Source organism: Saccharothrix sp. HUAS TT1, from assembly GCF_040744945.1.
Lineage (GTDB): Bacteria > Actinomycetota > Actinomycetes > Mycobacteriales > Pseudonocardiaceae > Actinosynnema.
Map to the genome: position 1 here is coordinate 4321975 of NZ_CP160453.1, position 22061 is coordinate 4344035.

A 22061-nucleotide genomic window follows, 5' to 3' on the forward strand; every position below is an offset into this window, starting at 1 on the left:
CCAGCGCATTTTCGGTGGCTATCGCGGCCGGGTCCGCGCAGAATCCGCTGGTGACCTGGCTCCCCGCTGACTTCGCCCACCCGACCCGCGTGCCGCTGGACGCCGAGCACCACCTGCGGCCGATCCGCGAGTCCGATGTGGACATCGACTACCCGGCCGTGATGGGCTCGCGGGAGCGGCTGTGGTCGTTGTACGGCGAGAAGTGGGGCTGGCCGCCCGCCGACATGACGCACGAGCAGGACCGCGTCGACCTGGCCCGGCACGAGCGCGAGCAGGACGAGCACGAGTCGTTCAACTACGCCCTCCTCGACGCCGACGAGACCGAGCTGCTGGGGTGCGTCTACATCGACCCGGCCGGCGACGACGCGCGGATCTCGTGGTGGGTCGTGGACGCGCACGCGGGCACGGACCTGGAGCGCGCGCTGGACGCGTTCGTGCCCCGGTGGATCGCCGAGGCATGGCCCTTCGCGAACCCGGAGTACGGCATCTAGGGTTCGTGCGGTGACCCCGTTGTCCCAGTGGACCATCGTCGCGGTCTGCCTCACCGTGCTGGCGATGTTCGTGCCGTGGGCGTACTACGGCGACATCGACGTGGAGCTGTCCCGCCTGCCGCTGTGGTGGGCCTACCTCGGCGCGGCGGTGCTGCTGCACCTGTGCGCGTTGCTGCCCGCGCGGGTCGGCCTGGTCTTCCTCGTGGTGCCGATCGCGGCGGCGGTGGTCGTCGCGATCGGGTACGACGACGCGTCGGCCGTCTTCGACCACGTCGTCCCGGCGGTCCGGCCGCGTCCCGGCGTCGGCGTGCTGTTCGCGGTGGCGTCGGCGGTGGCCCAGGGGGTCGGCCTGCGGACCAGGGTCCGCGTCCCGGCCTGACCAGGGGTCTGCCTGCCCGCGACCGCTCGGGGGATGGGAGGATCACACCCCGTGAAGACCTTCGACGAGCTGTTCGCCGAGCTGAGCGAACGCGCACGCACCCGCCCTGAGGGCTCCGCCACCGCCGCGGCTCTGGAGGCCGGGGTGCACGCGCAGGGCAAGAAGGTGCTGGAGGAGGCGGGCGAGGTCTGGATCGCCGCCGAGCACGAGTCCGACGAGCGCCTGGCCGAAGAGGTCTCCCAGCTGCTGTACCGGGTGCAGGTGCTGATGCTCGGCCGCGGCCTGACCCTCGAAGACGTGTACAAGCACCTGTGATCCTGGAGGTCGCCGCGCTCGACGTCCGCTCCGGCCTGGAGGCGGACTTCGAGGCGGCGTTCGAGCAGACGACCGGTCGGCGTCCGCGCGCAGGGCGCGCACCGAGTCCGCCGCGCCCACCGGCGCCAGTCGGCGTGGGGCCCGACCGCGGGCCTCGCGCAGGGCCGTGCGGGCGGTGACGCCGGTGGCCAGGCCGTCGTCCACGACCAGCACGTCCTGCCCTTCGAGCCGCACCGGCCCGTCGCGGTACAGCTCCGACCGCCGCCGCGCCTCGTCCCGTTCGGCGCGACAGGTGTCGGCGAGGTCGTCGAGGCGCCTAGCGCTCCCGCACGAACAGCGACTGCGCGCTGCTCCCCACCGGACCCCGCTCGTCGTGCAGCGTGCTGGTCGCCACGCCGACCCCCGACGGACCGATCACCGTCCGGGCGTCCAGCGCGAACCACTCGCCGACCGGCTCGCGGTGCAGGTGCACGGTCAGGTCGGTGTTGATCGCGTACCACGTGCGGATGTCCACCCGGCTGGACACGCCGCTCGCCGAGTCGGCCGCGGTGAACAGCCGCTGCACCGCGCTCGGCTCCTCGCCCGCCACCACCCGCACCAGCGGCCGGGCCCACACCACGGCGTCACCGGGGGTGAAGATCCCGCCGCTGACCGAACGCCACTCCATCGCGGCCAGGTAGCCGCCCCGCCAGTGCTCCGGGACGGCCATCGGCTCGCACGACGACGGCGGCGCCAAGCGCTCGTCCCCGCCGGACGCCACCGCCGCCGTGTCACCGGCCACCATCCGCCACGCCCTGGCCCGCAGCACCGGCCGGCCGTCGTGCGCCAGCTCGGCCGCCAGCAGCTCCACCGACCGGCCCGGCCGCTCGACCGACGCGGTCACCGCCAGCTCGGCCACCGGCACCGGGCCGAGGACTTCGAGCACCACCCGGGACAGCACCGCCCCCGGCCGCGGCGCGCACCGCTCCAACGCCCGCGCCAGCAGCGCCGACGGCGGACCCAGGTGCTGGCTGTCCTCGCCCCACGGCCCGCTGGTGTGCGCGGTCGACGCGAAGCGGTCCTCGGCCAGCCGCTCGTAGAAGGCGTCCATCAGTCGGCCCGGTCCAGCGCGGTCTCCACGCCGGCGTCCGGCTCCGGCCAGCCCGGGTACGGCGGCGGCGTGCCCTCGAACGCCGGGCACAGCGCCTTGTGGTCGCAGTACGCGCACAGCTTGCCGGGGTTCGGCCGGAAGTCGCCGGTCTTGGCCGCGCGCAGGATGGCGTCCCAGATCGCCTCCAGCGTGCGCTCGAACCGGGCCAGCTCGGCCTCGTCGGGCTGGTAGGCCAGCGCCTGCCGGTCGGCCAGGTACATCAGCCGCAGCTGGCGCGGCACCACGCCGCGCAGCCGCCACAGCACCAGCGCGTAGAACTTCATCTGGAACAACGCCTTGGCCTCGCCGATCTCGCGCGGCGCGGCGCCCGTCTTGTAGTCGACCACCCGGATCTCGCCGGTCGGCGCCACGTCCACCCGGTCGACGTACCCGCGCAGCAGCACGCCCGAGGGCAGCTCCCACTCCACCAGCAGCTCGCGGGCGTCCGGGTCGAACCGGCGCGGGTCCTCCAGCCCGAAGTAGCCGTCCAGCAGCTCCTCCGCCGAGGCCAGCCAGGTCTCCTGCTCCGGGTCGCCCTCGGCGAACAGCTCGGCGAACTCGGGCCGCTCGGCCCGCACCCGGTCCCACGCCGGACCCACCAGCGACCGCGCCGTCTCCGGCACCCGCTCGGCGGCGGGCAGGCCGAACAGGTCCTCCAGCACCGCGTGCACCACCGTGCCGCGCACCTGCGCCCTGGTCGGCTTCTCGGGCAGCCGGTCGACGGCCCGGAAGCGGTAGAGCAGCGGGCACTGCTTGAAGTCGCCCGCGCGCGAGGGCGACAACGCCGGCCTGCGGACAGGACGCTCGGTGATCGTCGGCACTGCCATGGTCGAAACCATAGGCCACCACCCCGACAAGATCGGGTTCGAACCGGGGACCCGTGCGCCCGGCTCCCGCCGCGCGACGCCGTGATCCAACACAGTGCCGATACACCCGGCACCTTAGGCTCGGCACGTGGCGACGACGGGTGGTTGGCGGCGGCAGGTCGGCCGGGACGGCGGGCTGCCGCTGTTCCGCGCGGCCGGGATCCCGGTGCTGCTCGCGCCCTCGTGGTGGCTCGGCTCGGCGGCCATCGTCGTGCTCTACGCGCCCCTGGTCGGCCGGATCGCGCCCGGCGCCGGCGGCATCACCGGCGTGCTCCTCGCCGCCACCTTCGCGATCTTCCTCGGCCTGTCCGTCCTGGCCCACGAACTCGGCCACAGCCTGGTCGCCCTGCGGCTCGGCCTGCCGGTGCGCCGGTTGCGGCTGTTCCTGCTCGGCGGCGTGTCCGAGGTCATGCGCACCCCGACCCGACCCGGCCACGAGGGCGCCATCGCCGCGGCCGGCCCGATCGTCTCCATCGTCCTGGCGGGCGTGTTCGGCCTGGCCGCCGCCGCCATCCCGCGCCCGGACGCGGTCTGGCTGCTGGTCGCGCAGACCGCCTTCGCCAACGCCGCCGTGGCGGTGTTCAACCTGCTCCCGGGCCTGCCGCTGGACGGCGGCCGGATCCTGCGGGCGGGCGTGTGGGCCGTCACGGGTCGCCGGGCCACGGGCACCAAGGCCGCCGTGGTCGGTGGCGGTGTGGTGGCCGCGCTGCTCGTCGTCTGGGCGGTGTGGGGCGTGCTCGACGGCGCGGAGGACCGCTGGCTGCGCTTCGGCGTGTGCCTGCTGACCGCGTGGTTCGTGCTGGCCGGCGCGCGCGGCGAGCTCACCGCCGAGCGCCGCACCACCTGGCCGGACGGCCTGACCCTGGGCGAGCTGGTCCGCCCCGTGCTCCAGCTGCCCGCCGAGAGCCCGGTGTCGGGCGCGCTCACCGCGTCCGCCGGCCGGGGCGTGGTGCTGGTCCGCGCGGACGGCGTCGCCGCCGGGCTGCTCGACCGCGAGATGGCGCAGCGCCTGGCCAGCACCTCGCCGCACGCGCCCGCCGAGCAGGCCGCCGTGCCGATCCGGCCGGAGACCGTGCTGCTGGAGAACGAGACCGGCGCCGAGGTGGTCGAGCGCGTGCACGGCACGGCCGCCTGGGAGTACCTGGTCGTGGACCTGGAGGGGCGGCCCGCGGGCGTGCTGCGCCGCGAAGACCTCAAAGCCGCCCTGGACCGCCGCTGACCTGGCCGCCGCCCAGCAGCCCGGCCTCCTGCGCCAGGATCGCCGCCTGCACCCGCGAGCGCAGGTCCAGCTTCGTCAGCACCCGCGACACGTGCGTCTTCACCGTCGTCTCGCCGATGTGCAGCTTTCGCCCGATCTGGTGATTCGACAGCCCTTCGCCGAGGCAGCGCAGCACGTCCACCTCGCGCTCGGTCAACGAGTCCAGCGCGGCCGGCCGGGAGCGCGGCGCGACCGAGGCGAACTCCCGCATCACCCGCCGCGTCACGCTCGGCGCGAGCACGCCGTCACCGGCCGCGACCTGCCGCACCGCGTCGACCAGCGCGGGCGCCTCCACCGACTTCAGCAGGAAGCCCGCCGCACCGGCCCGCAGCGCGCCGTGCACGTACTCGTCCAGGTCGAACGTGGTCAGCACCAGCACCTCGCACACGCCGCCGAGCCGCCTGGTCGCCTCGATGCCGTCCACCCCGGGCATCCGGATGTCCATCAGCACCACGTCCGGCCGCAACCCGGTCGCCAACCGCACCGCCGCCTCGCCGTCGGCCGCCTCGCCGACCACCTCGACGCCGTCCGCGCCGTTCAGGATCATCACCAGGCCGGCCCGGATCGCCGCGTGGTCGTCGGCCACCACCACCCGGATCACAGCGGGAACTCCGCCCGCACGACCCAGTCGCCGTCGTCCTCCCGGCCCGCGCGGAGCGCGCCGCCGACCACCTGGGCGCGTTCCGCCATGCTCACCAACCCCGTCCCGACACCGCGCGGCCCGTCGGCCGCCTCGTTCCGCACGACCACCACCAACCGCCTGACCTGCCGTTCCAGCACCACCGACGTGCGCGCGCCGGGCGCGTGCTTCAACGCGTTGGTCAACGCCTCCTGCACGACCCGGTACGCCGCGACGTCCACGCCCGCCGGCAGCTCGGCCACGTCCGCGCCGCGGAAGTCCACCACGAGCCCGCCCGCGACGGCCGACTCGACCAGCCTGCCCACCTCCGCCAGCCGCACCGCCACCGGCTCGTCCACCGGGTCGTCCGCCCGCAGCACGTCGATCATGGTCCGCATCTCGGCCAGCGAGCGCACGCTGTTCTCGCGCACCGACTTGAGCACCGTGCGCACCGTCTCCGGGTCGTCCTCGCGCAGCGACAGCACCGCCTCGGACTGGATCGCGATCGCCGACAGGTGCCCGGCGACCACGTCGTGCAGGTCGCGGGCCATCCGGGTGCGCTCGGCGTTCACCGCCGCCCGCCGGTCCAGCTCCGCGATCCGGGTGACCTGCTCGGCGGCGTCCCGGTGCTGCCGCACGTTCGTCGACCACCACACCGGCACCACGAACAGCGAGAACGCCTGCAGCCCCGCGTAGAACGACTGCCGCCAGTCGCCGAGCACCGCGACCGCCACCGTGATGCCGACCGTCAGCACGGCCACCACCCCGACGATCGCCCGGTGCATCCCGCGCGACCCGTTCAGGGTGGCCATGAAGAGCACGTCGATGCACACCACCATCACCGGCATGGTCAGGCCGTAGCGCACGTCGACCACCAGGGCCGGGGTCACGACGGCCAGCGCCACGCCCGGCGCCCGGCGGCGGAACGCCTGACCGGCGCACGCGACCGCGAGGACCGCCAGCCGGACCCCCAGCGGCGCGTCCGCGCCCGGACCGCCGAGCACCAGGTCCATGTCGAGCCGGTCGAGCACCACGCCGACGGCGAAGAAAGCCGCCGCGACCAGCACGTCCCGGTGTCCACGGCGGAGCTGCACCCCGTCATCACAGCACAGCGCCCGACGTGCGGCGTCCTACGAACTGATGACGCGCGGTCGGTCGGCCCGACGACGCGCCCGAGGGGTCCGGGACCGCAGGCTCGGACACGTGGTTGATCCGCTGGTGGTCGTCATCGTCGCGTGCGAGGTCGGGTTCTGGGTCGTGCTGGGCGCAGGGTTGCTGGCCCGGTACGCGCTGAGGAGGCGCGGGCTGGGCGCGGCGCTGCTGCTCTGCACGCCCGTGGTGGACGTCGTGCTGCTCGTCGCGACCGTCTTCGACCTCCGCTCGGGGGGTGAGGCCGGGACGGCGCACGGGCTCGCGGCGATCTACCTGGGGGTGAGCGTCGCGTTCGGGCACTCGATGCTGCGGTGGGCCGACCAGCGGGTCGCGCACCGGTTCGCGGGCGGCCCGCCGCCGGTCAAGCGGCCCGAGCACGGGCCGCAGCGCGTCCGCTACGAGTGGCGCGAGTGGGGCAAGTTCGCCATCGCCTGGGTCATCGCGTGCTCGGTGGTGCTGCTGCTGACGCACGTCGTGGGCACGCCGGAGCGCACGCAGGCGCTGTGGGGGCAGGTGCGCGGCATGACGGTGGTCGGCGTCATCTGGCTGCTCGGCTGGCCCGTCTACCACACGGTCACCGAGCTGACCAGGTCGAACGCGCGGAAGACCACCGGCAGGGGTGACTGAGGCGACCGGTCCCGCCGACGGGTCGCCACCGCCCCCGTGCGACCATCGTGCGCTGTTGACGCGCGTCAAGCAGGAGGTTCGCCGCGGTGAGCACCGCCAGTGGTCCGTTCCAGCCGGGAGACCGGGTGCAGTTGACCGATCCGAAGGGACGGCACTACACGATCGTGCTCGAACCGGGCAAGGAGTACCACACCCACCGCGGCGCGCTGCCGCACGACAAGCTGATCGGGCAGCCCGAGGGGTCCGTGGTGGTCTCGGTCGGCGGCACGTCGTTCCTGGCGCTGCGGCCCCTGCTGTCGGACTACGTGCTGTCCATGCCGCGCGGCGCGCAGGTGATCTACCCCAAGGACGCCGCCCAGATCGTCATGTACGGCGACGTCTTCCCCGGCGCGCGGGTGCTGGAGGCGGGCGCCGGTTCCGGCGCGCTGACCTGCTCGTTGCTGCGGGCGGTCGGCGAGAAGGGCAGCGTGACCTCCTACGAGGTCCGCCAGGACCACGCCGACCACGCCATCCGCAACGTCGAGCAGTTCTTCGGCGAGCGGCCGGGCAACTGGTCGCTGACCGTGGGCGACGTGGTCGACCACGAGGGCGAGGTCGACCGGGTCGTGCTGGACATGCTCGCGCCGTGGGACGTGCTGCCCGCCGTGTCGCGCAGCCTCATCCCCGGCGGCGTGCTGGTGGTGTACGTGGCGACCACGACCCAGCTGTCGAAGGTCACCGAGGCGATCCGGGAGCAGCAGCACTGGACCGAGCCGCACGCGTGGGAAACCCTCGTCCGGCCGTGGCACGTGGTGGGCCTGGCCGTGCGGCCGGAGCACCGGATGATCGGGCACACGGCGTTCCTGCTGACCACCCGCAGGCTGGCCGACGGCGTCACCCCGCCCCGGCCGCAGCGCCGACCGTCCAAGGGCTGACCTGCGCGAACGGCCCCGCACGCGAGGTGCGGGGCCGTTCGCGCGACGGTCGCGATCAGTTGTCCGGGCAGGCGACCCAGCCGTCGTCGGTCTTCTTGAAGGGCAGCGTGTCGGTCTGGTCCTTCACGTACTCCTTCATGCTGTCGGGCACGCCGGCGAACTTGACCGACACGGTGGCCGCGGCCTCCGTGTCGCTCTTCTCCTCGACCTTGTCGACGGTCAGGTTGACCTTGATGTCCTTCGCCGCCTTCTGGGCCGCCTCGACCTGCTCCTTGAACTCCGGGGGCAGGTTCTCCAGCTCCTTCTCCAGCTCGGCGGCGAAGGCTCCCGGGTCGGTCGCCTTCTTGATGTCGTCGATCGTGCCGTGCTTCTCGGTGCAGGTCAGCGTCTTGAGCTTGTCGAAGTCGCGGGCGTTGACCGCGGCGACGTAGCTGTCGGCGGCGTCCTTGGCGGTGCCGTTGCTGCCGCCGCCCATCGTCAAGACCAACGTGATGACGACGCCGATCACGACCAGGGCGCCCACGCCGCCCAGGATCCAGGGCAGGGGGCTCTTCTTCGGCGGCGTGCCGTAGGGGTCGCCGAAACCACCCGGTTGGCCGTAACCGGGCTGGTTGAACTGGCCGGGCTGGCCGTACGGCTGCTGGCCGGGACCGGGCTGCCCCGGCTGCCCGTAGCCGCCGGGCGGCGTGCCGTAACCGGGCTGCTGCCCACCCTGTGGGAAGCCCTGGCCGGGCGGCGGGTACCCGCCGGGCTGCTGGCCGTATCCGGGCTGCTGGCCGAATTGGCCTGGTTGCTGGCCAAATTGACCCGGCTGCTGACCGTACGGACCCGGCTGCTGCGGCGGGACGGACATCACGTTCTCCTAGAACTTTCCGCTGGTGGCAGTGGTCACTGCCCGGACGACGCGCGTGGCTCTCGTTATGGGACGCACGGTAGCGGGTAGGTGGTTCCGGCAGACACCGGTATGGAGCAGTTGATCCGTCCGAGCGGGCGGTTTGTGTCATCACACGACTCCCGGGAACCCGCTGGGTGGCGGCTTTTGTCGGTGATCGCCGGTACCGTTGTCGTACGAACACGGGAGGAGGGTGCCGACATGCAGCACGGTCATCCCGGCAGCCAGCCCGATGAGGGTGGCGAGCTGAACAAGGGCAATAACTCTGGTGAGCTGACAGCGCAGATCAGGTTCCTGGAGGACGAGATCGCGTTGCTGCGCCGCAAGTTGACGGAATCCCCACGACACGTCCGCCTGCTGGAGCAGCGGTTGGCGGAGGCGACGGAGCGCGTCAGCCAACTGACCGAGCGCAACACGAAGCTCATCGACACCCTTCGAGAAGCACGCAGCCAGTTGCTCGCGCTGCGTGAGGAGGTGGACCGCCTCGCGCAGCCGCCCAGCGGCTACGGCGTGTTCCTGGCCAGGTTCGACGACGGCACGGTGGACGTGTTCACCTCGGGCCGTCGCATGCGGGTCTCGGTCTCGCCGGCGGTCGAGGCGCCGTCGCTGGTCCTGGGCCAGTCGGTGCGCCTGAACGAGGCGTTGACCGTGGTCGAGGGCGGCGACTTCGAGCGCACCGGCGAGGTCTGCACGCTGCGCGAGGTGCTGGCGTCCGAGACCGCCGACAGCTCGATCGGCCGCGCCCTGGTCGTGGGGCACGCCGACGAGGAGCGGGTCGTCTGGCTCGCCCAGCCGCTGATGGACTCGCCGCTCAAGGCGGGCGACTCGCTGCTGGTCGACTCGAAGGCGGGCTTCGCCTACGAGCGCGTGCCGAAGGCCGAGGTCGAGGACCTGGTGCTGGAGGAGGTGCCCGACGTCAAGTACGAGGACATCGGTGGCCTGTTCCGGCAGATCGAGCAGATCCGCGACGCCGTGGAGCTGCCGTTCCTGCACGCCGACCTGTTCCGCGAGTACAAGCTGCGCCCGCCCAAGGGCGTGCTGCTCTACGGCCCTCCCGGCTGCGGCAAGACGCTCATCGCGAAGGCGGTGGCGAACTCGCTGGCCAAGCAGGTCCACGCCGCCAGGGGCGAGGACCACCGCGAGGCCAAGAGCTACTTCCTCAACATCAAGGGCCCCGAGCTGCTGAACAAGTTCGTGGGCGAGACCGAGCGGCACATCCGGCTGATCTTCCAGCGGGCCCGGGAGAAGGCGTCCGAGGGCACCCCGGTGATCGTGTTCTTCGACGAGATGGACTCGATCTTCCGGACCCGCGGCAGCGGTGTGTCGTCCGACGTCGAGACCACGATCGTGCCCCAGCTCCTCAGCGAGATCGACGGCGTCGAGGGCCTGGAGAACGTGATCGTGATCGGCGCCTCCAACCGCGAGGACATGATCGACCCGGCGATCCTGCGGCCGGGCCGGCTCGACGTGAAGATCAAGATCGAGCGGCCGGACGCCGAGGGCGCGAAGGACATCTTCAACAAGTACCTGACCCCCGACCTGCCGATCCACGCCGACGACCTGGCGGAGTTCGGCGGCGACCCGGTGGCCTGCATCGACGGCATGGTGCAGCACACGGTCGAACGGATGTACGAGGAGTCCGAGGAGAACCGGTTCCTGGAGGTCACCTACGCCAACGGTGACAAGGAGGTCCTGTACTTCCGGGACTTCAACTCCGGCGCCATGATCCAGAACATCGTCGACCGCGCGAAGAAGGCGGCCATCAAGAGCCTGCTGGACACCAAGCAGCCGGGCTTGTCGGTGCGCCACCTGCTGGACGCGATCGTGGACGAGTTCGCCGAGAACGAGGACCTGCCCAACACGACCAACCCGGACGACTGGGCCAGGATCTCGGGCAAGAAGGGCGAGCGGATCGTGTACATCCGCACGCTGGTGACCGGCAAGAACCAGGAGTCGGGTCGGGCCATCGACACGGCGACGAACACCGGTCAGTACCTGTAGCGCCGCACCTGCGGCGTCGTCCACGACAACCCGCCTGGACAGCCCGCCCGGCCCTCGCGCCGGGCGGGCTGTCCGCGTGTCGGGGCGCTTCCCCGGCCGCTGCCTCTCGTCTTCGGCCCGCTCAGGACCGGGCGGTGACCAGGCCGGACTCGTAGGCCGCTATCACCAGCTGGGCCCGGTCGCGGGCCTGGAGCTTGTGCAGCAGACGGCCGATGTGCGTCTTCACCGTGCCGGTCGACAGGCGCAGCTCCTGCATGATCTCGGCGTTGGAGAACCCGCGCGCGATCAACAGCAATACTTCCTGTTCACGCTCCGTGATTTTTTCCAGCCGATCCACGCGCGGAGGGGGTGTTCTGGAGAACTCCGACACCAGCCGCCGCGTCACGGAGGGTGACAACAACGCGTCCCCGGCCGCCACTACCCGCACCGCCGCCAACAGGTCCGCCGGCGGGGTGTCCTTCAGCAGGAACCCGCTCGCCCCGGCCCGCAACGCCGCGTACACGTACTCGTCCAGGTCGAACGTGGTCAGGATGAGCACCCGCGCCGCCGAGAACGAACTGATCTCCCGCGTCGCCGCGATCCCGTCCATCCCCGGCATCCGCACGTCCATCAACACCACGTCCGGCGCCGTCTCCCGCACCACCGCCACCGCCTCGGCCCCGTCACCGGCCTCGCCGACCACCCGCAGGTCCGGCGCGGAGTCCACGAGCACCCGGAAGCTGCCGCGCAACAACGCCTGGTCGTCCACGATCACCACATCAGTCACGACACCGCCACCTCGTCCCGAACCACGACCCCACCACCCGTCTCCCACCCAACCCACCGGCGCTCACCACGTCGATCATGACAGCGCCCCCTCGGCCCGAACCGCCAAGCCTCCACCCGCCGCTACCCAGCCGACCCCCACGTCGCGCCCCACCACCCACTGCCACCCCGACCAGCCCACCTCTCCCCGCGCCGCCGCCGACAACCTCCCGTCCGCGTTCACCAGGCCAGCCACGACCACGGCCGCCCTGCCGCGCCTCGCCACCGGCGCGCCCGAACCACCCACCACCTGCAACCTCCCGTCCGCGATCACCAGGCCAGCCACGACCACGGCCGCCCTGCCGCGCCTCGCCACCGGCGCGCCCGAACCGACCGCCACCGGCAACCTCCCGCCCGCGATCGCCACGCCGCCCGTGACCGCTCCGGCCGACACCGCTAAGCCGCTGTCCGCCTGCGGCCCGGCGGGGGCGCTCCGTCGCACCTCGCCGTCGGTGCCCGAGCCGCCCGCTGTCGGCAGCCTCGCGTCCGCGATCGCCAGGTCGGCCACGTCCGCAGACGCCTTGGCCCGGACCGTTGAGCGGCTGTCTGCCCGCGTTCCGGCGGGGAGCGCCCTGCCGCGCCTCGCCACCGGCGCGCCCGGGCCGCCCACTGCCGGCAACTTCTCGTCGGCGATCGCCAGGCCAGCCACGATCGCGGCCGCCCCGCCGCACCTCGCCACCGCTGCCGCCGAGCCGCCCGCTGTCGCCGAGCCGCCCGCTGCCCTCGAACCGCCTGCTGTCGTCGAACCGTCCGCTGCCCTCGAACCGCCCGCTGCCGCCGGTCGGCAACCTCCCACCCGCGATCACCACACCGGTCATGACAGCGGCACCTCGGCGCGGACCGCGAAGCCGCCGCCTGCCCGCGGCCCGGCCGAGAAGGTGCCGCCGTACACCGCCACCCGCTCCCGCATCCCGATCAACCCGTGCCCCCCGACCCCACCGGCCAGCACCCTCTCCCCGGGCCCGTCGTCCACCACGGACACCACGACCGAGGAGTCCCCGACCACGATCGACACCTCGCACGAGGCCGGTGCGGCGTGCTTGACCACGTTGGTCACCGACTCCTGCACGATCCGGTACGCGGTCAGCCCCAACCCGTCGGGCAGCGAGCCGGACACCGACAGCGAAACGGACACCCCCGCCAGCGACGCCCGCTCGACCAGCGCGGGCAGGTCGTCCAGCCCGGGCATCGGCACCAGCTCGGCGGCTGCCTGCTCCGACCGCAGCACGCCCAGCAGCCGCCGCATCTCGACCAGCGTGCCCCGCGACGCGCTCTCGATCACCCGTAACGCCTCCTGCGCCTGCTCCGGCTGCGTCGCCGCCACGTGCACGGCGACACCGGCCTTGACCGTGATCAGGCTGAGGTTGTGCGCGACCACGTCGTGCAGCTCGCGGGCGATCCGCATCCGCTCCTCGGTCACCGCCCTGGACGCGGCCTCGGCGGCCTGGCGGCTCTCGTAGGACCGGCGCACCTGCGTGGTGCGCCCCAACGCCCACGCCGCGCCCAGCACCAGGCTCAGGAACACGGCCAGCCCGGCGGACTCCGGCCACGACTCGCTGATCAGCACCGCTGCCCATGCCGTGCCGAGCGAGCACCCCAGCGCGATGACGGCCACCCGGTGCGCGCTGACCGCGGCCACCATGTACAGCGCGAACGCCGTGGCGCTGTAGGGCTCCAGCGTGATGTGGACGAGCGTGGCCACGTTCTGCGCGGTCAGCACGATCACGAGCGTCAGCACCGGCCGCTGGCGGCGCAGCGCCAGGGGCGCGCCGACCAGCATCGCGACCGGGTAGCCCAGCCACGGCGAGACCCCGCTGTTCCGCGCGAACTCCAGGTACACGAGGACGAGCAGCACCGCCGCGGCTGTGTCCAGCGCGTACAGGTAGGCGGTCGGCAGGATCCGCAGGACTCGTGATCTCACGGTCGGGACGGTAATCGTCGGCGCGGCCGGTGGCGTCGGACCACGGTCCGACCCGAAATCAAGGACCGTGGTCCGATCCGCCCACCCCACCACCCCCGGCAAGCTCAACCCCATGATCGAAGTGAGGCACCTGACCAAGCGCTACCGCGCCACCCGCGCCGTGGACGGCCTGTCGTTCGAGGTCAAACCCGGCTACGTGGCGGGCTTCCTGGGCCCCAACGGCGCGGGCAAGTCCACCACCATGCGGGCGATCCTCGGCCTGGACCGGCCGACGAGCGGCGAGGCGCTGGTCGAGGGCCGCCGGTACGCCGACATCCGCCGTCCCGCGCACCACGTCGGCGCGCTGCTCGACGCGGGCGCGGTGCACGGCGGCCGGTCCGCCTACGACCACCTCCGGGTGCTGGCCCGCAGCAACGGCATCAAGGACAGCCGGGTGGTGGCGACCCTGGAGCAGGTCGGCCTGGCCGGGGTGGCGAAGAGACGGGTGGGGTCGTTGTCGCTGGGCATGAAGCAGCGCCTGGGCGTGGCGGGGGCCCTGCTGGGCGATCCGGGCGTGCTGCTGTTCGACGAGCCGGTCAACGGCCTCGACCCGGAGGGCATCCGCTGGATCCGCGACCTGATGCGCGGCCTGGCCGCGGAGGGCCGCACGGTCCTGGTGTCCAGCCACCTGATGAGCGAGATGGCCCTGACCGCCGACCGGGTGATCGTGATCGGCAAGGGCAGGCTGATCCTGGAGGCGTCCATGGCGGACCTGCAGGAGCAGTTCAAGAAGGACGTCCTCGTGCGCACGCCCGCGCCGGACGCCCTGGTGGCCGCGTTGACGGCCGCCGGCGCGCGGACCAGGTCCGAGGACGGCGCCCTGCTCGTGCAGGGGCTCGCCGCGCCGGACATCGCCGACCTGGCCGCCCACCACGACATCCGCCTGCACGAGCTGACCCCGCGCAGCGCGTCCCTGGAGGACGCCTACCTGGAGCTGACCGAGGACAGCGTGGAGTACCGCACCAAGGAGACGACCCGATGACCGCCGTGCTGAACTCGGAGTGGCTGAAGCTCCGCTCGGTCCGCTCGACCACCTACGTCCTGCTGGCGATCGTGATCGCCCTGCTGGGCGGTGTGCTGGTGTCGTACCTGATGACGGCCGACTGGGACACCTCGCCGCCGGACCTCCAGCAGAAGTTCGGCGCGGCCGACCCGAGCATCCTCGTGGTCCCGTTCACCCAGTTCTGCCTGGGGGTCCTGGGGGCGATGGCGATCACCTCGGAGTACGGCACCGGCATGATCCGCACCGCCCTGGTCTCGGTGCCCCGGCGCCGCGACTACCTGGTCGCCAAGACCGCCGTGGTGGCCGCCGCGTCCCTGGCCGTCGCCCTGCTCGTGACCCTGCCGGCCTACCTGGCGGGGGAGTGGATCACCGTCGGCCGCCCGAGCCCGATCTCCGCCCACGACTCGTTCGGCGAGGCCCTGCCCGAGCTGCTGGCGAACGTGGCGTCCATGGTCCTGCTGGCCCTGGTGGGCATGGGGCTGGGCTTCCTGCTCCGCTCCACCGCCGGCACCCTGGTGTCCCTCTGCGTCCTGCTGTACGTCCTGCCGACCCTGACCCTCATCCTGCCGAGCCCGTGGAACGAGCGGGCGTACGCGGTGATGCTGCCGGTGCTCGCGCCCCAGCTGTCGGGCGACATCCCGAACCCCCTGCTGTCCCCGCTGCAAGCCGGCCTGGTGATGGTCGCCTACCTGGTCCTGGCGGTGGGCGCCGGTGCGGCCGCCCTGCTGCGAAGAGACGCCTGAGCTCCGGCCGGGTGAGGTCGGTCGATCGGGTGAACTCGGCCGACGTCACCCGGTGGCCCGGCGGTGTGGTGCGACTCTGGTCCCGGCGAGCCCGCGACCGGGTGGGGGAGGTGTTTTTTTTGGGGGGGGGGGCGTTCGTGCCTGAGCAACCCGCCTACCCCGAACCCTCCGACTCCGAGCCCGCCGACACCGGTGCCGTCGTCGTCGGGGGAGGCACCGGCGTGGCGCACAACGTGATGCCCGGTGTCGCGGGCGGGGTCGTGCAAGCCGGGGTGCTGCACGGTGGCGTGCACCTGCACGTGGCACCGCCTCCGACCATCGCCGCGCAGCGGTCCTCGGACGCGTTGCCGCCGTCCGAGGGGGAGGCGTCCTCCGCGCGGCCGCCCGGCCGGGAACCGGGCGCCTCGACCCGCCGGACCCGACCGACGCGACCGGTGGGCCGGTTGGAGCCGGCCGCCGAAGAACTCGCGATGAGCGTGGGCATCCGCCTGCGGCGCGAGTACGAGCACCAGCAGGTGCACGACCCCTTCCCGCTGCCGGTGCGCTGGGCGCACGTGGTCGGGGAGCTGAGCGACCACGTGGAGAACATCCACGCCCGGCCGATCGGCGGTCGCGCGGAGCGGGTCGACCTCGACGGCGGGTTCGGCCAGGTCGCCGAGGTCTACCGGCGAGTGCCGACCGGCAGGCTGGTGGTGCTCGGCGACGCCGGTTCGGGCAAGACGATGCTGGCCACCCGGTTGACCCTGGACCTGCTCGGCGACCGCGAGCCGGGCCAACCGGTGCCGGTGAGGGTCGACGTCGCCTCGTGGGACCCGACCCGGACCGGGTTCCGCGCGTGGCTCGCCGAGCTGCTGGTCCGCGACCACCCCGGCCTCGCCCGGACCACGCCCGGCGGGGTGGCGCTGGGCGCCGCGCTGGTCGGGACCGACATGGTCCTCCCGGTGCTGGACGGCTTCGACGAGATCGCCAGGGGGCTGCGGGGGCCGGCGCTGCGCAAGCTCAACAAGGCCGACCTCCCGGTGGTGCTGACGAGCCGGCCCGCCGAGTACGAGAACGCCGTCGCCGCCGACGTGCTCACCGGCGCGGCCGTCATCCGGCTGGGCGTCCTGAGCCCGGCCGACCTGGCCGGCTACCTGCCGCGCGCCACCCGCAGCGACCCCGGCGCCGGCAGCGCCACCGGGACCGCCGGGACCAGGTGGCACCCGGTGATCGCGCGGCTGACCGCCGACGTCCCGGACGCCGGCGCGCGCAACGTCGCCGCCGCGTTGAGCACGCCGCTGATGGTCTCCCTGGCCCGCGCGATCTACAGCGACACCCCGGGGCGGGACCCGGCCGACCTGCTGGACACCGGGCGGTTCCCCGCCGCCCCCGACATCGAGGACCACCTGCTCGGCAGCTTCGTGCCGAGCGTGTACGACGACCCGGCGGACGAGCGCGAGCAGGACTGGCGCCTCGACCAGGTCCTCCGGTGGCTCGGCTACCTCGCGCGGCACGGCGCCACCCGGCGGGAGCCCGGCATCGCGTGGTGGGGGCTCGGCACGTCGCTGCCCGCCTGGTCGCGGGCCGTCGTGGTCGGGCTCGTGTCGATGGTGTCCATCACGCTGGTCTACGTCGTCGTGGGCGGTCCGCTGTCGGTGCTCATCTACGGCGGCACGATCCTCGACGGGTTGTGGCTCCAGCTCGTCAACGGCCTGCTCACCGGCGCGGTCGCCGGACCGGTGCTCGGCCTGGCGCACGGCCTGATGCGCCACCTCCGGGTGATCACCCCGGCCCCGTCGCTCATCCGCGTGCGGATGGGGCGGGGCAGGCCCTCCGGCGCGATCCCGCTCGCCAAGGTGCGCTCCAGGACCGTCACCGCGCTCATCGGCGGACTCGGCTTCGGCGCGGGGGTGGGGTTGCTGGCCGCCCTCCCCAGCGCGGCGGTGGTCACCCCGCGGACCGGGGCCGTGCTCAGCGCGGTGTTCGCCGCGGTGTTCGGCGTCGCGGCCGCCGCGGCCATCGGTGTCGCGTCGTGGTTCGAGTCGCCCGCCGACGCCGACGCGGCGGCGAGCCCGGGCGACTCGCTCAAGGCCAACCGCGACGCGGTGCGCACCCAGATGCTGCTGGGCGGCCTCGTCTTCGGGCTGGTGACCGGGCTGTGCGCCTACGCGTTCGGCGACCTGATCATCGCCCTCGTCGTCCCGGGCGCCGCGTACACGAGCCTCGGCTACGCACTCGGTGTCGGCGTCATGAACTGGATCTTCGGCGCGCTGGCCTACGCCGTCACCGCGTCCGCGTGGGGGCACTGGCTGATCGTGGCCAGGCTGTGGCTCCCGCTCACCGGACGGCTGCCGTGGCGACTGCGCTCGTTCCTCGAAGACGCCTACGACCGCGGTGTGCTGCGCCAGTCCGGCCCGGTCTGGGAGTTCCGCCACGAACGGCTCCAACGCCACCTCGCCGCCGGCCGCAGCCCCGACAGCCCCGCCCGCCCCGACAGCCCCCACGAGAACCACCGGAAGTGACGGCCTCGACCGCACACCGGCCCGCTCCCCACGACAGCCGACCTGCGGTGGCCACGACTCCCGGCGACCGGCGGCCGGCGGGGTGTCCGGTTACCGTGTCCGGCGTGCCCGACTTCGCCCTCGGCCTCGCCGCCCTCGGTCGCCCCGCGTACATCAACCTCGGCCGCGAGCACGCGTTGCCCGAGCACCGGGACGTGGACGCCATGCGCGCCCAGTGCCACGCCGTGCTCGACGCCGCCTACGCGGCCGGTGTGCGGCGGGTGGACGCGGCCCGCTCCTACGGCCGCGCCGAGGAGTTCCTGGCCCAGTGGCTGTCCGCGCGCGGTCACCGGGACGTGCAGGTGTCGAGCAAGTGGGGGTACGCCTACGTCGCCGACTGGCGGCCGGACGCCGAGGTCCACGAGGTCAAGGAGCACTCGCTGGACCGCTTCACCCGCCAGTGGCGGGAGACGGAGGACCTGCTCGGCGCGCACGTCGGGCTCTACCAGGTGCACTCGCTGACGTCCGACAGCGGGCTGTTCGGCGACCTCGACCTGCTCGTCGCGCTCGGCGGGCTGCGGGACTCCGGGGTGCGGCTCGGCTTCTCCACGTCCGGCCCGCGCCAGGCCGAAACGATCCGCCGGGCCCTGGAGCTGACCGTGGAGGGACGGCGGCTGTTCGACAGCGTCCAGTCCACCTGGAACGTGCTGGAGACGTCGGCGGGACCGGCGCTGGCGTTCGCGCGGGACGCCGGCGCGGAGGTGTTCGTCAAGGAGGGCCTGGCCAACGGCAGGCTGGCCGTCAACCCGCCGCCGCCCGTGCGCGAGCTGGCCGACCGGCACGGCGTGGGCGCGGACGCCATCGCGCTGGCCGCCGTCCGCGCGCAGCCGTGGGCCGACGTGGTCCTGTCCGGGGCGGCGAGCGCGGACCAGCTGCACGCCAACCTCAAGGCGCAGCACGTCGAGCTGGACCCGGACGAGCTGGCCGACTGCGCCGAACCCGCCGAGCGGTACTGGGCTACTCGGGCGTCGCTGGCTTGGGGGTGAGCCGCACCCGGCCGGAGTCCAGGTCGAGCGGCCCGCGCGGCGGCGCGGACGACTCCTCGTCCTCGCCCAGCATCAGCGACACCTGGCGCTGCTCCAGCTCGACGTGCTTGCCGCCCTGGAACAGGGTGGTGAACTCCTCCAGCACGGTCGCGGACACGACCGGGTGACCCTTGCGCCGTCGCGCCCACCTCGACAGCTGCTCCCCGGTCGCCAGGCCCAGCAGCAGCAGGGCGAGGCCGGGGATCGACATCGCGAAGATCATGCCCATGTGAACCACTTCCGGATCAGGACCCGGCCGTCCGGCACGACCGGCCACCCCGGGTCTTCCGCTCTCGCCCGCACCTCGTCCAGCGCCATCCAGCCGCCCCAGGCCACCTCCTCCGGCTGGAGGGTGAACGGCCCGTCGCTGCGCGCTTCGTAAACGTGCGCGACGTAGCGGATGGTTCCGTCGACGAACGGCGTGCGGAACCGGAACTCCGGCGTCGCCGAGACGCCCAGCTCCTCGCCCAGCTCGCGCACCGCGCACTCGTCCGGCGTCTCACCCGCCGCGACGACGCCGCCGCACGTCGGGTCGTACAGCCCGGGGTAGACGTCCTTGGTCCCGGTACGCCGGTGCACGTACAGCCGCGTCCCGTCGAGCGAGCGCACCACGATCACCGCGCACGCGTGCCACAAGCCCTCCGCGCGCATCCGGGCGCGCGTCGCCGTGCCGACGGGGGTGCCGTCGGGGTCCACCACCACCACTCGTTCCACGGGAAGATCCTCCCCAGGTAGTACCGGCCGGTGCTACCCCGGGCCGACGCCTGCCGACGTCCCCGCTTCCTACCGTCGTGGCGTTCGCGTCACGAGGAGGAGTTGTGCCCACATCCCTGCGGCTCGCGGTCGCCGAGTTCCGCAACCGGCCCGGCCGCGCCGTGCTGCCCGGTGTCGCCCTGGTCGTCGGCGTCGCCTGCCTGCTGGCGGCCCTGATGCTCAGCGACGCGATGGTCCGCGCCACGAACGACGGCACGCCCTCCGCGCCGGCCGGGGTGGACCTGGTGGTCCGCCCGCCGCTGCCCGGCTCCGACGCGGTCCTCGACCAGGCGACCGCCGACCGGGTGGCGCAGGTGGCCGGGGTGACGCTGGCGCAACCGATCCGCGAGGTCCGCGCCGACCTGCTGCTCGACGGTGGCCGGGCGAGCGGTCGCCGGGCCACCGCCGACGTCGAGCCGGACCGGGAGGACCTGCACCGCGTCCCGATCCTGGAGGGCCGTTCGCCCGGCTCGGACGGCGAGATCGCGGTCGACCGGGTCACCGCCCACGAGCACGGCCTGATGCCGGGCGCGGCGGTGCGGCTGGCCGACGCGGCGGGCAAGCCGCTGGACGTGGTGGTCCGGGGCGTCACCAAGCGCGGCTCGGTCGGCGAGGAGCCGCTGATCGTGGTCGGCGAGCGCCTGGCGGCCAAGCTCGGCGGCACGCCCCGGGTCGAGGCGCTGTACGTGGTCGGCGGCGACCGCGCCGCCGTGGCCCAGGCAGCGGGCGCGGACTTCCGGGTGGACACCAGGGCGGCCATCGCCGCGGAGCCCGCGGACAACAGCCTGGCCGCCGTGCTGCTGCCGTTCAGCATCCTGGCGCTGGCCACGTCGGTGTTCGTCGCCTCCGCGACCTACCGCGCCGTCTACGCGCAGCGCCAGCGGCACACCGCCCTGCTGCGCTGCCTCGGCGCGCACCGAGGACCACTCGTCTGGGCGAACTTGCTCGAAGCTCTGCTCACCGGAGCGGTCGCGGGCGTGGTGGGCGCGGTGCTCGGCGGGTCCGTGGCCTGGCTGCTGGCCAGGCTGTTCGACGCCACCGGCCTGTCCGCGCTGCTCGGCGCGGTGGAGCTGAGCCCGCCGCTGCTGCCGACCACCGGCCAGCTGCTGATCGGCGTGGCCACTGCGGCCGCCCTGAGCGCGTTCGCCGCGGTCCGGCCCTCGCTGACCGCCGCCCGCATCCCACCCCTGGCGGCGCTGCGGACGTCCGAAGGCCAGACGCCGGACCAGGCCGTGGTGCGCCGTCGCCGGGTCTTCGGCGTCGTGCTGGTCGCCGCCGCCGCGGTCATGGCCGCGCTCGGCGTGCTGGCGGCCGGTTCGCTGGCGGCGATCTTCCTGGTCCTGTTCTCCGGCATCACCGCGGTGTTCGGCCTGTTCGGCGTCCTCGGACCGGTCATCGTGCCCGCGCTGGGCCGGATCTTCGGCTCGGTCGCGAGCCGGTTCGGCGGCGCGCAGTGGAAGCTGGCCGCCGCCGAGGTGCGGCGGGTGCCGCAGCGGTCCGCGTCGGTGGCGATGCCGCTGCTCCTGGCCGCCGCCATGGTCACGTTCTTCGCCGTCACGGTCGGTTCGGCGCAGCGCATGGAGGACGAGTTCAGCAACGAGCCCCAGCCGGACGCCGTGGTGGCGGACGCGGGCGGGCGCGCGCTCGACGGCGGTGTCGGCGCGGCGGCCGAGCAGCCCGAGGCGGCGAGCACCGTCGTCCTGCACGGCGTCGAGGTCGACCAGCGCGACGGCGAGGGCTACGCGTTCCCGACGCTGGTCGTCGGCGCCGACCCCGACCGCCTGCGCGACTGGCTGGGCGGGCGGGGCGTCGGGGCCACCGACTTCACGACCGGCGCCGTGCTGCTCAACGAGTGGTACGCCGAGCGGTTCGGCGCGCGGCTCGGCGAGCCGTTCACCGTCCAGGGCCTGCCCGGCGGACCGCGCACGGCCACGTTCGTCGGCACGTTCACCGGCTCCCTGCTCGACGACGCCGACGTGGTGCTGCCCGACCCGGGGCTGGCCCCGGCGTCCAAGGTGCTGGTGGCGTTCAAGCCGGGCGCGGACCCGGCGGCCTACCAGCGGGGCGTGCGGGCCGCCCTGGCCGACGCGCCCACCGTCCTGGTGAAGACCAGGGCCGAGACCAGCGCCGAGAACCAGCGCTACCTCGACCTGGGCATCGTGCTGCTGATGGTGCTGCTGGGGCTGTCCGTCGCGGTCGCGGTGACCGGGATCGGGACCGCGTTGACGATCTCCGTGCAGGAGCGCCGCAAGGAGCTGGCGCTGCGCCGCGCGCTCGGCGTCACCAAGGGCGGCATCCAGGGCGGCGTGGTGGCCGAAGCGGTGCTGTTGTCGCTGGTCGGCGTGCTGGGCGGCGGTGTGTTCGGCCTGGTCTACGCGGAGCTGGCGCTGGCCGCCGTCGGCGTGTTCGCCTGGCCCACCGCAGCCGTGCTCCCGCTGCTGGTCGGTGGCGCGGGCGTGGTGGTCCTGGCGGTGCTCGCGGCGTTCGGCCCGGCCCGCGGCGCGGCCCGGATCAGGCCGGCCGCCGGACTCGCCGCCGGCTGAAACGTGACCTTCGTCCGGGCGGTGCGCGGGTGGTTGGTCGTAGGCTG

The 22061-nt window shown here is 73.6% G+C and carries 22 protein-coding genes; 12 read left to right on the forward strand and 10 right to left on the reverse strand.

All coding sequences use genetic code 11. The features are described from left to right. The first annotated feature begins 50 nt into the window (after positions 1 to 50). From AB0F89_RS21015 to AB0F89_RS21025, 3 genes are read left to right on the forward strand one after another with little or no spacing between them, the layout of a single operon-like run. Entirely contained in the window at positions 51 to 491 is a 441-nt protein-coding gene (locus tag AB0F89_RS21015; protein ID WP_367127157.1) for a GNAT family N-acetyltransferase, read from the forward strand. Between the two features lie 10 nt (positions 492 to 501). Continuing rightward, entirely contained in the window at positions 502 to 870 is a 369-nt protein-coding gene (locus AB0F89_RS21020; protein WP_367127159.1) for a hypothetical protein, read from the forward strand. A gap of 51 nt (positions 871 to 921) precedes the next feature. Further along, positions 922 to 1185 (forward strand): phosphoribosyl-ATP diphosphatase, encoded by a 264-nt coding sequence (locus AB0F89_RS21025; RefSeq protein ID WP_033434999.1) that lies wholly within the window; start codon positions 922 to 924, stop codon positions 1183 to 1185. A gap of 316 nt (positions 1186 to 1501) precedes the next feature. Here AB0F89_RS21025 and AB0F89_RS21030 read toward each other — a convergent pair whose 3' ends face one another. Together AB0F89_RS21030 and AB0F89_RS21035 are read right to left on the reverse strand one after the other, a co-directional pair. Continuing rightward, on the reverse strand, positions 1502 to 2278 hold the full coding sequence (locus AB0F89_RS21030; RefSeq protein ID WP_367138950.1) for a thioesterase family protein: 777 nt from the start codon (positions 2276 to 2278) through the stop codon (positions 1502 to 1504). Further along, complete coding sequence (locus AB0F89_RS21035; RefSeq protein ID WP_367127160.1) at positions 2275 to 3141, reverse strand: RecB family exonuclease; 867 nt, start codon at positions 3139 to 3141, stop codon at positions 2275 to 2277. Before AB0F89_RS21035 ends, AB0F89_RS21030 begins: the two co-directional genes overlap by 4 nt. Positions 3142 to 3268: 127 nt before the next feature. Here AB0F89_RS21035 and AB0F89_RS21040 point away from each other — a divergent pair, with 127 nt between their 5' ends. Continuing rightward, positions 3269 to 4399 carry a site-2 protease family protein gene (locus AB0F89_RS21040; RefSeq protein WP_367127162.1) on the forward strand — a complete coding sequence of 377 codons (1131 nt, stop codon included), beginning with the start codon at positions 3269 to 3271 and terminating at the stop codon, positions 4397 to 4399. On the opposite strand, the gene AB0F89_RS21045 is transcribed toward AB0F89_RS21040, so the two are convergent. Continuing rightward, complete coding sequence (locus tag AB0F89_RS21045) at positions 4374 to 5039, reverse strand: response regulator (protein WP_367127164.1); 666 nt, start codon at positions 5037 to 5039, stop codon at positions 4374 to 4376. The two genes, AB0F89_RS21040 and AB0F89_RS21045, sit on opposite strands and share 26 nt — an antisense overlap. After that, positions 5036 to 6151: a sensor histidine kinase gene (locus tag AB0F89_RS21050; RefSeq protein WP_367127167.1), complete on the reverse strand. Its 1116-nt coding sequence runs from the start codon at positions 6149 to 6151 to the stop codon at positions 5036 to 5038. Before AB0F89_RS21050 ends, AB0F89_RS21045 begins: the two co-directional genes overlap by 4 nt. 109 nt (positions 6152 to 6260) lie before the next feature. Here AB0F89_RS21050 and AB0F89_RS21055 point away from each other — a divergent pair, with 109 nt between their 5' ends. Together AB0F89_RS21055 and AB0F89_RS21060 are read left to right on the forward strand one after the other, a co-directional pair. Next, on the forward strand, positions 6261 to 6836 hold the full coding sequence (locus AB0F89_RS21055; protein ID WP_367127169.1) for a hypothetical protein: 576 nt from the start codon (positions 6261 to 6263) through the stop codon (positions 6834 to 6836). An 86-nt stretch (positions 6837 to 6922) separates the two neighbouring features. Then, complete coding sequence (locus AB0F89_RS21060) at positions 6923 to 7750, forward strand: tRNA (adenine-N1)-methyltransferase (RefSeq protein ID WP_367127170.1); 828 nt, start codon at positions 6923 to 6925, stop codon at positions 7748 to 7750. Positions 7751 to 7805: 55 nt separating this feature from the next. Here the strand turns inward: AB0F89_RS21060 and AB0F89_RS21065 are convergent, their stop codons facing one another. After that, positions 7806 to 8603, reverse strand: a complete 798-nt coding sequence (locus tag AB0F89_RS21065) for a hypothetical protein (protein WP_367127172.1) — start codon at positions 8601 to 8603, stop codon at positions 7806 to 7808. 240 nt (positions 8604 to 8843) lie between these two features. Here AB0F89_RS21065 and arc point away from each other — a divergent pair, with 240 nt between their 5' ends. Beyond that, a complete protein-coding gene (arc, locus tag AB0F89_RS21070; protein WP_367127174.1) occupies positions 8844 to 10643 on the forward strand; it encodes a proteasome ATPase in 1800 nt (599 codons plus the stop codon). A 121-nt stretch (positions 10644 to 10764) separates the two neighbouring features. On the opposite strand, the gene AB0F89_RS21075 is transcribed toward arc, so the two are convergent. The 3 genes from AB0F89_RS21075 to AB0F89_RS21085 all read right to left on the reverse strand — a co-directional run bounded on the left by AB0F89_RS21075 (position 10765) and on the right by AB0F89_RS21085 (position 13368). Continuing rightward, positions 10765 to 11409 (reverse strand): response regulator, encoded by a 645-nt coding sequence (locus AB0F89_RS21075; protein WP_367127175.1) that lies wholly within the window; start codon positions 11407 to 11409, stop codon positions 10765 to 10767. A gap of 75 nt (positions 11410 to 11484) precedes the next feature. Continuing rightward, positions 11485 to 11955: a hypothetical protein gene (locus AB0F89_RS21080; protein ID WP_367127177.1), complete on the reverse strand. Its 471-nt coding sequence runs from the start codon at positions 11953 to 11955 to the stop codon at positions 11485 to 11487. A 306-nt stretch (positions 11956 to 12261) separates the two neighbouring features. Continuing rightward, positions 12262 to 13368, reverse strand: a complete 1107-nt coding sequence (locus tag AB0F89_RS21085; RefSeq protein WP_367127179.1) for a sensor histidine kinase — start codon at positions 13366 to 13368, stop codon at positions 12262 to 12264. Between the two features lie 112 nt (positions 13369 to 13480). Here AB0F89_RS21085 and AB0F89_RS21090 point away from each other — a divergent pair, with 112 nt between their 5' ends. The 4 genes from AB0F89_RS21090 (at position 13481) to AB0F89_RS21105 (ending at position 18679) form a co-directional block, all read left to right on the forward strand. Further along, complete coding sequence (locus AB0F89_RS21090) at positions 13481 to 14389, forward strand: ABC transporter ATP-binding protein (protein WP_367127180.1); 909 nt, start codon at positions 13481 to 13483, stop codon at positions 14387 to 14389. Further along, a complete protein-coding gene (locus tag AB0F89_RS21095; protein ID WP_367127183.1) occupies positions 14386 to 15153 on the forward strand; it encodes an ABC transporter permease in 768 nt (255 codons plus the stop codon). The genes AB0F89_RS21090 and AB0F89_RS21095 overlap by 4 nt, the downstream gene beginning before the upstream one ends. Before the next feature lie 137 nt (positions 15154 to 15290). Next, complete coding sequence (locus tag AB0F89_RS21100) at positions 15291 to 17654, forward strand: NACHT domain-containing NTPase (RefSeq protein WP_367127185.1); 2364 nt, start codon at positions 15291 to 15293, stop codon at positions 17652 to 17654. 104 nt (positions 17655 to 17758) lie between these two features. Then, complete coding sequence (locus AB0F89_RS21105) at positions 17759 to 18679, forward strand: aldo/keto reductase (RefSeq protein WP_367127187.1); 921 nt, start codon at positions 17759 to 17761, stop codon at positions 18677 to 18679. Here AB0F89_RS21105 and AB0F89_RS21110 read toward each other — a convergent pair. Together AB0F89_RS21110 and AB0F89_RS21115 are read right to left on the reverse strand one after the other, a co-directional pair. Further along, positions 18651 to 18947: a DUF6191 domain-containing protein gene (locus tag AB0F89_RS21110; protein ID WP_367127188.1), complete on the reverse strand. Its 297-nt coding sequence runs from the start codon at positions 18945 to 18947 to the stop codon at positions 18651 to 18653. The genes AB0F89_RS21105 and AB0F89_RS21110 overlap by 29 nt on opposite strands. Continuing rightward, positions 18938 to 19432 (reverse strand): NUDIX hydrolase, encoded by a 495-nt coding sequence (locus AB0F89_RS21115; RefSeq protein WP_367127190.1) that lies wholly within the window; start codon positions 19430 to 19432, stop codon positions 18938 to 18940. The genes AB0F89_RS21110 and AB0F89_RS21115 overlap by 10 nt, the downstream gene beginning before the upstream one ends. Before the next feature lie 104 nt (positions 19433 to 19536). Between AB0F89_RS21115 and AB0F89_RS21120 the strand changes: the two genes are divergently transcribed. After that, positions 19537 to 22014, forward strand: a complete 2478-nt coding sequence (locus AB0F89_RS21120) for an FtsX-like permease family protein (RefSeq protein ID WP_367127191.1) — start codon at positions 19537 to 19539, stop codon at positions 22012 to 22014. Positions 22015 to 22061 lie beyond the last annotated feature (47 nt).

Excerpts from the sequence above, each read along its gene's own strand:
- AB0F89_RS21035 (WP_367127160.1), bottom strand. The coding sequence starts at position 3,141 with ATGGCAGTGCCGACGATCACCGAGCGTCCTGTCCGCAGGCCGGCGTTG.
- AB0F89_RS21065 (WP_367127172.1), bottom strand. The coding sequence starts at position 8,603 with ATGTCCGTCCCGCCGCAGCAGCCGGGTCCGTACGGTCAGCAGCCGGGT.
- arc (WP_367127174.1), top strand. The coding sequence starts at position 8,844 with ATGCAGCACGGTCATCCCGGCAGCCAGCCCGATGAGGGTGGCGAGCTG.
- AB0F89_RS21090 (WP_367127180.1), top strand. The coding sequence starts at position 13,481 with ATGATCGAAGTGAGGCACCTGACCAAGCGCTACCGCGCCACCCGCGCC.
- AB0F89_RS21095 (WP_367127183.1), top strand. The coding sequence starts at position 14,386 with ATGACCGCCGTGCTGAACTCGGAGTGGCTGAAGCTCCGCTCGGTCCGC.
- AB0F89_RS21110 (WP_367127188.1), bottom strand. The coding sequence starts at position 18,947 with ATGGGCATGATCTTCGCGATGTCGATCCCCGGCCTCGCCCTGCTGCTG.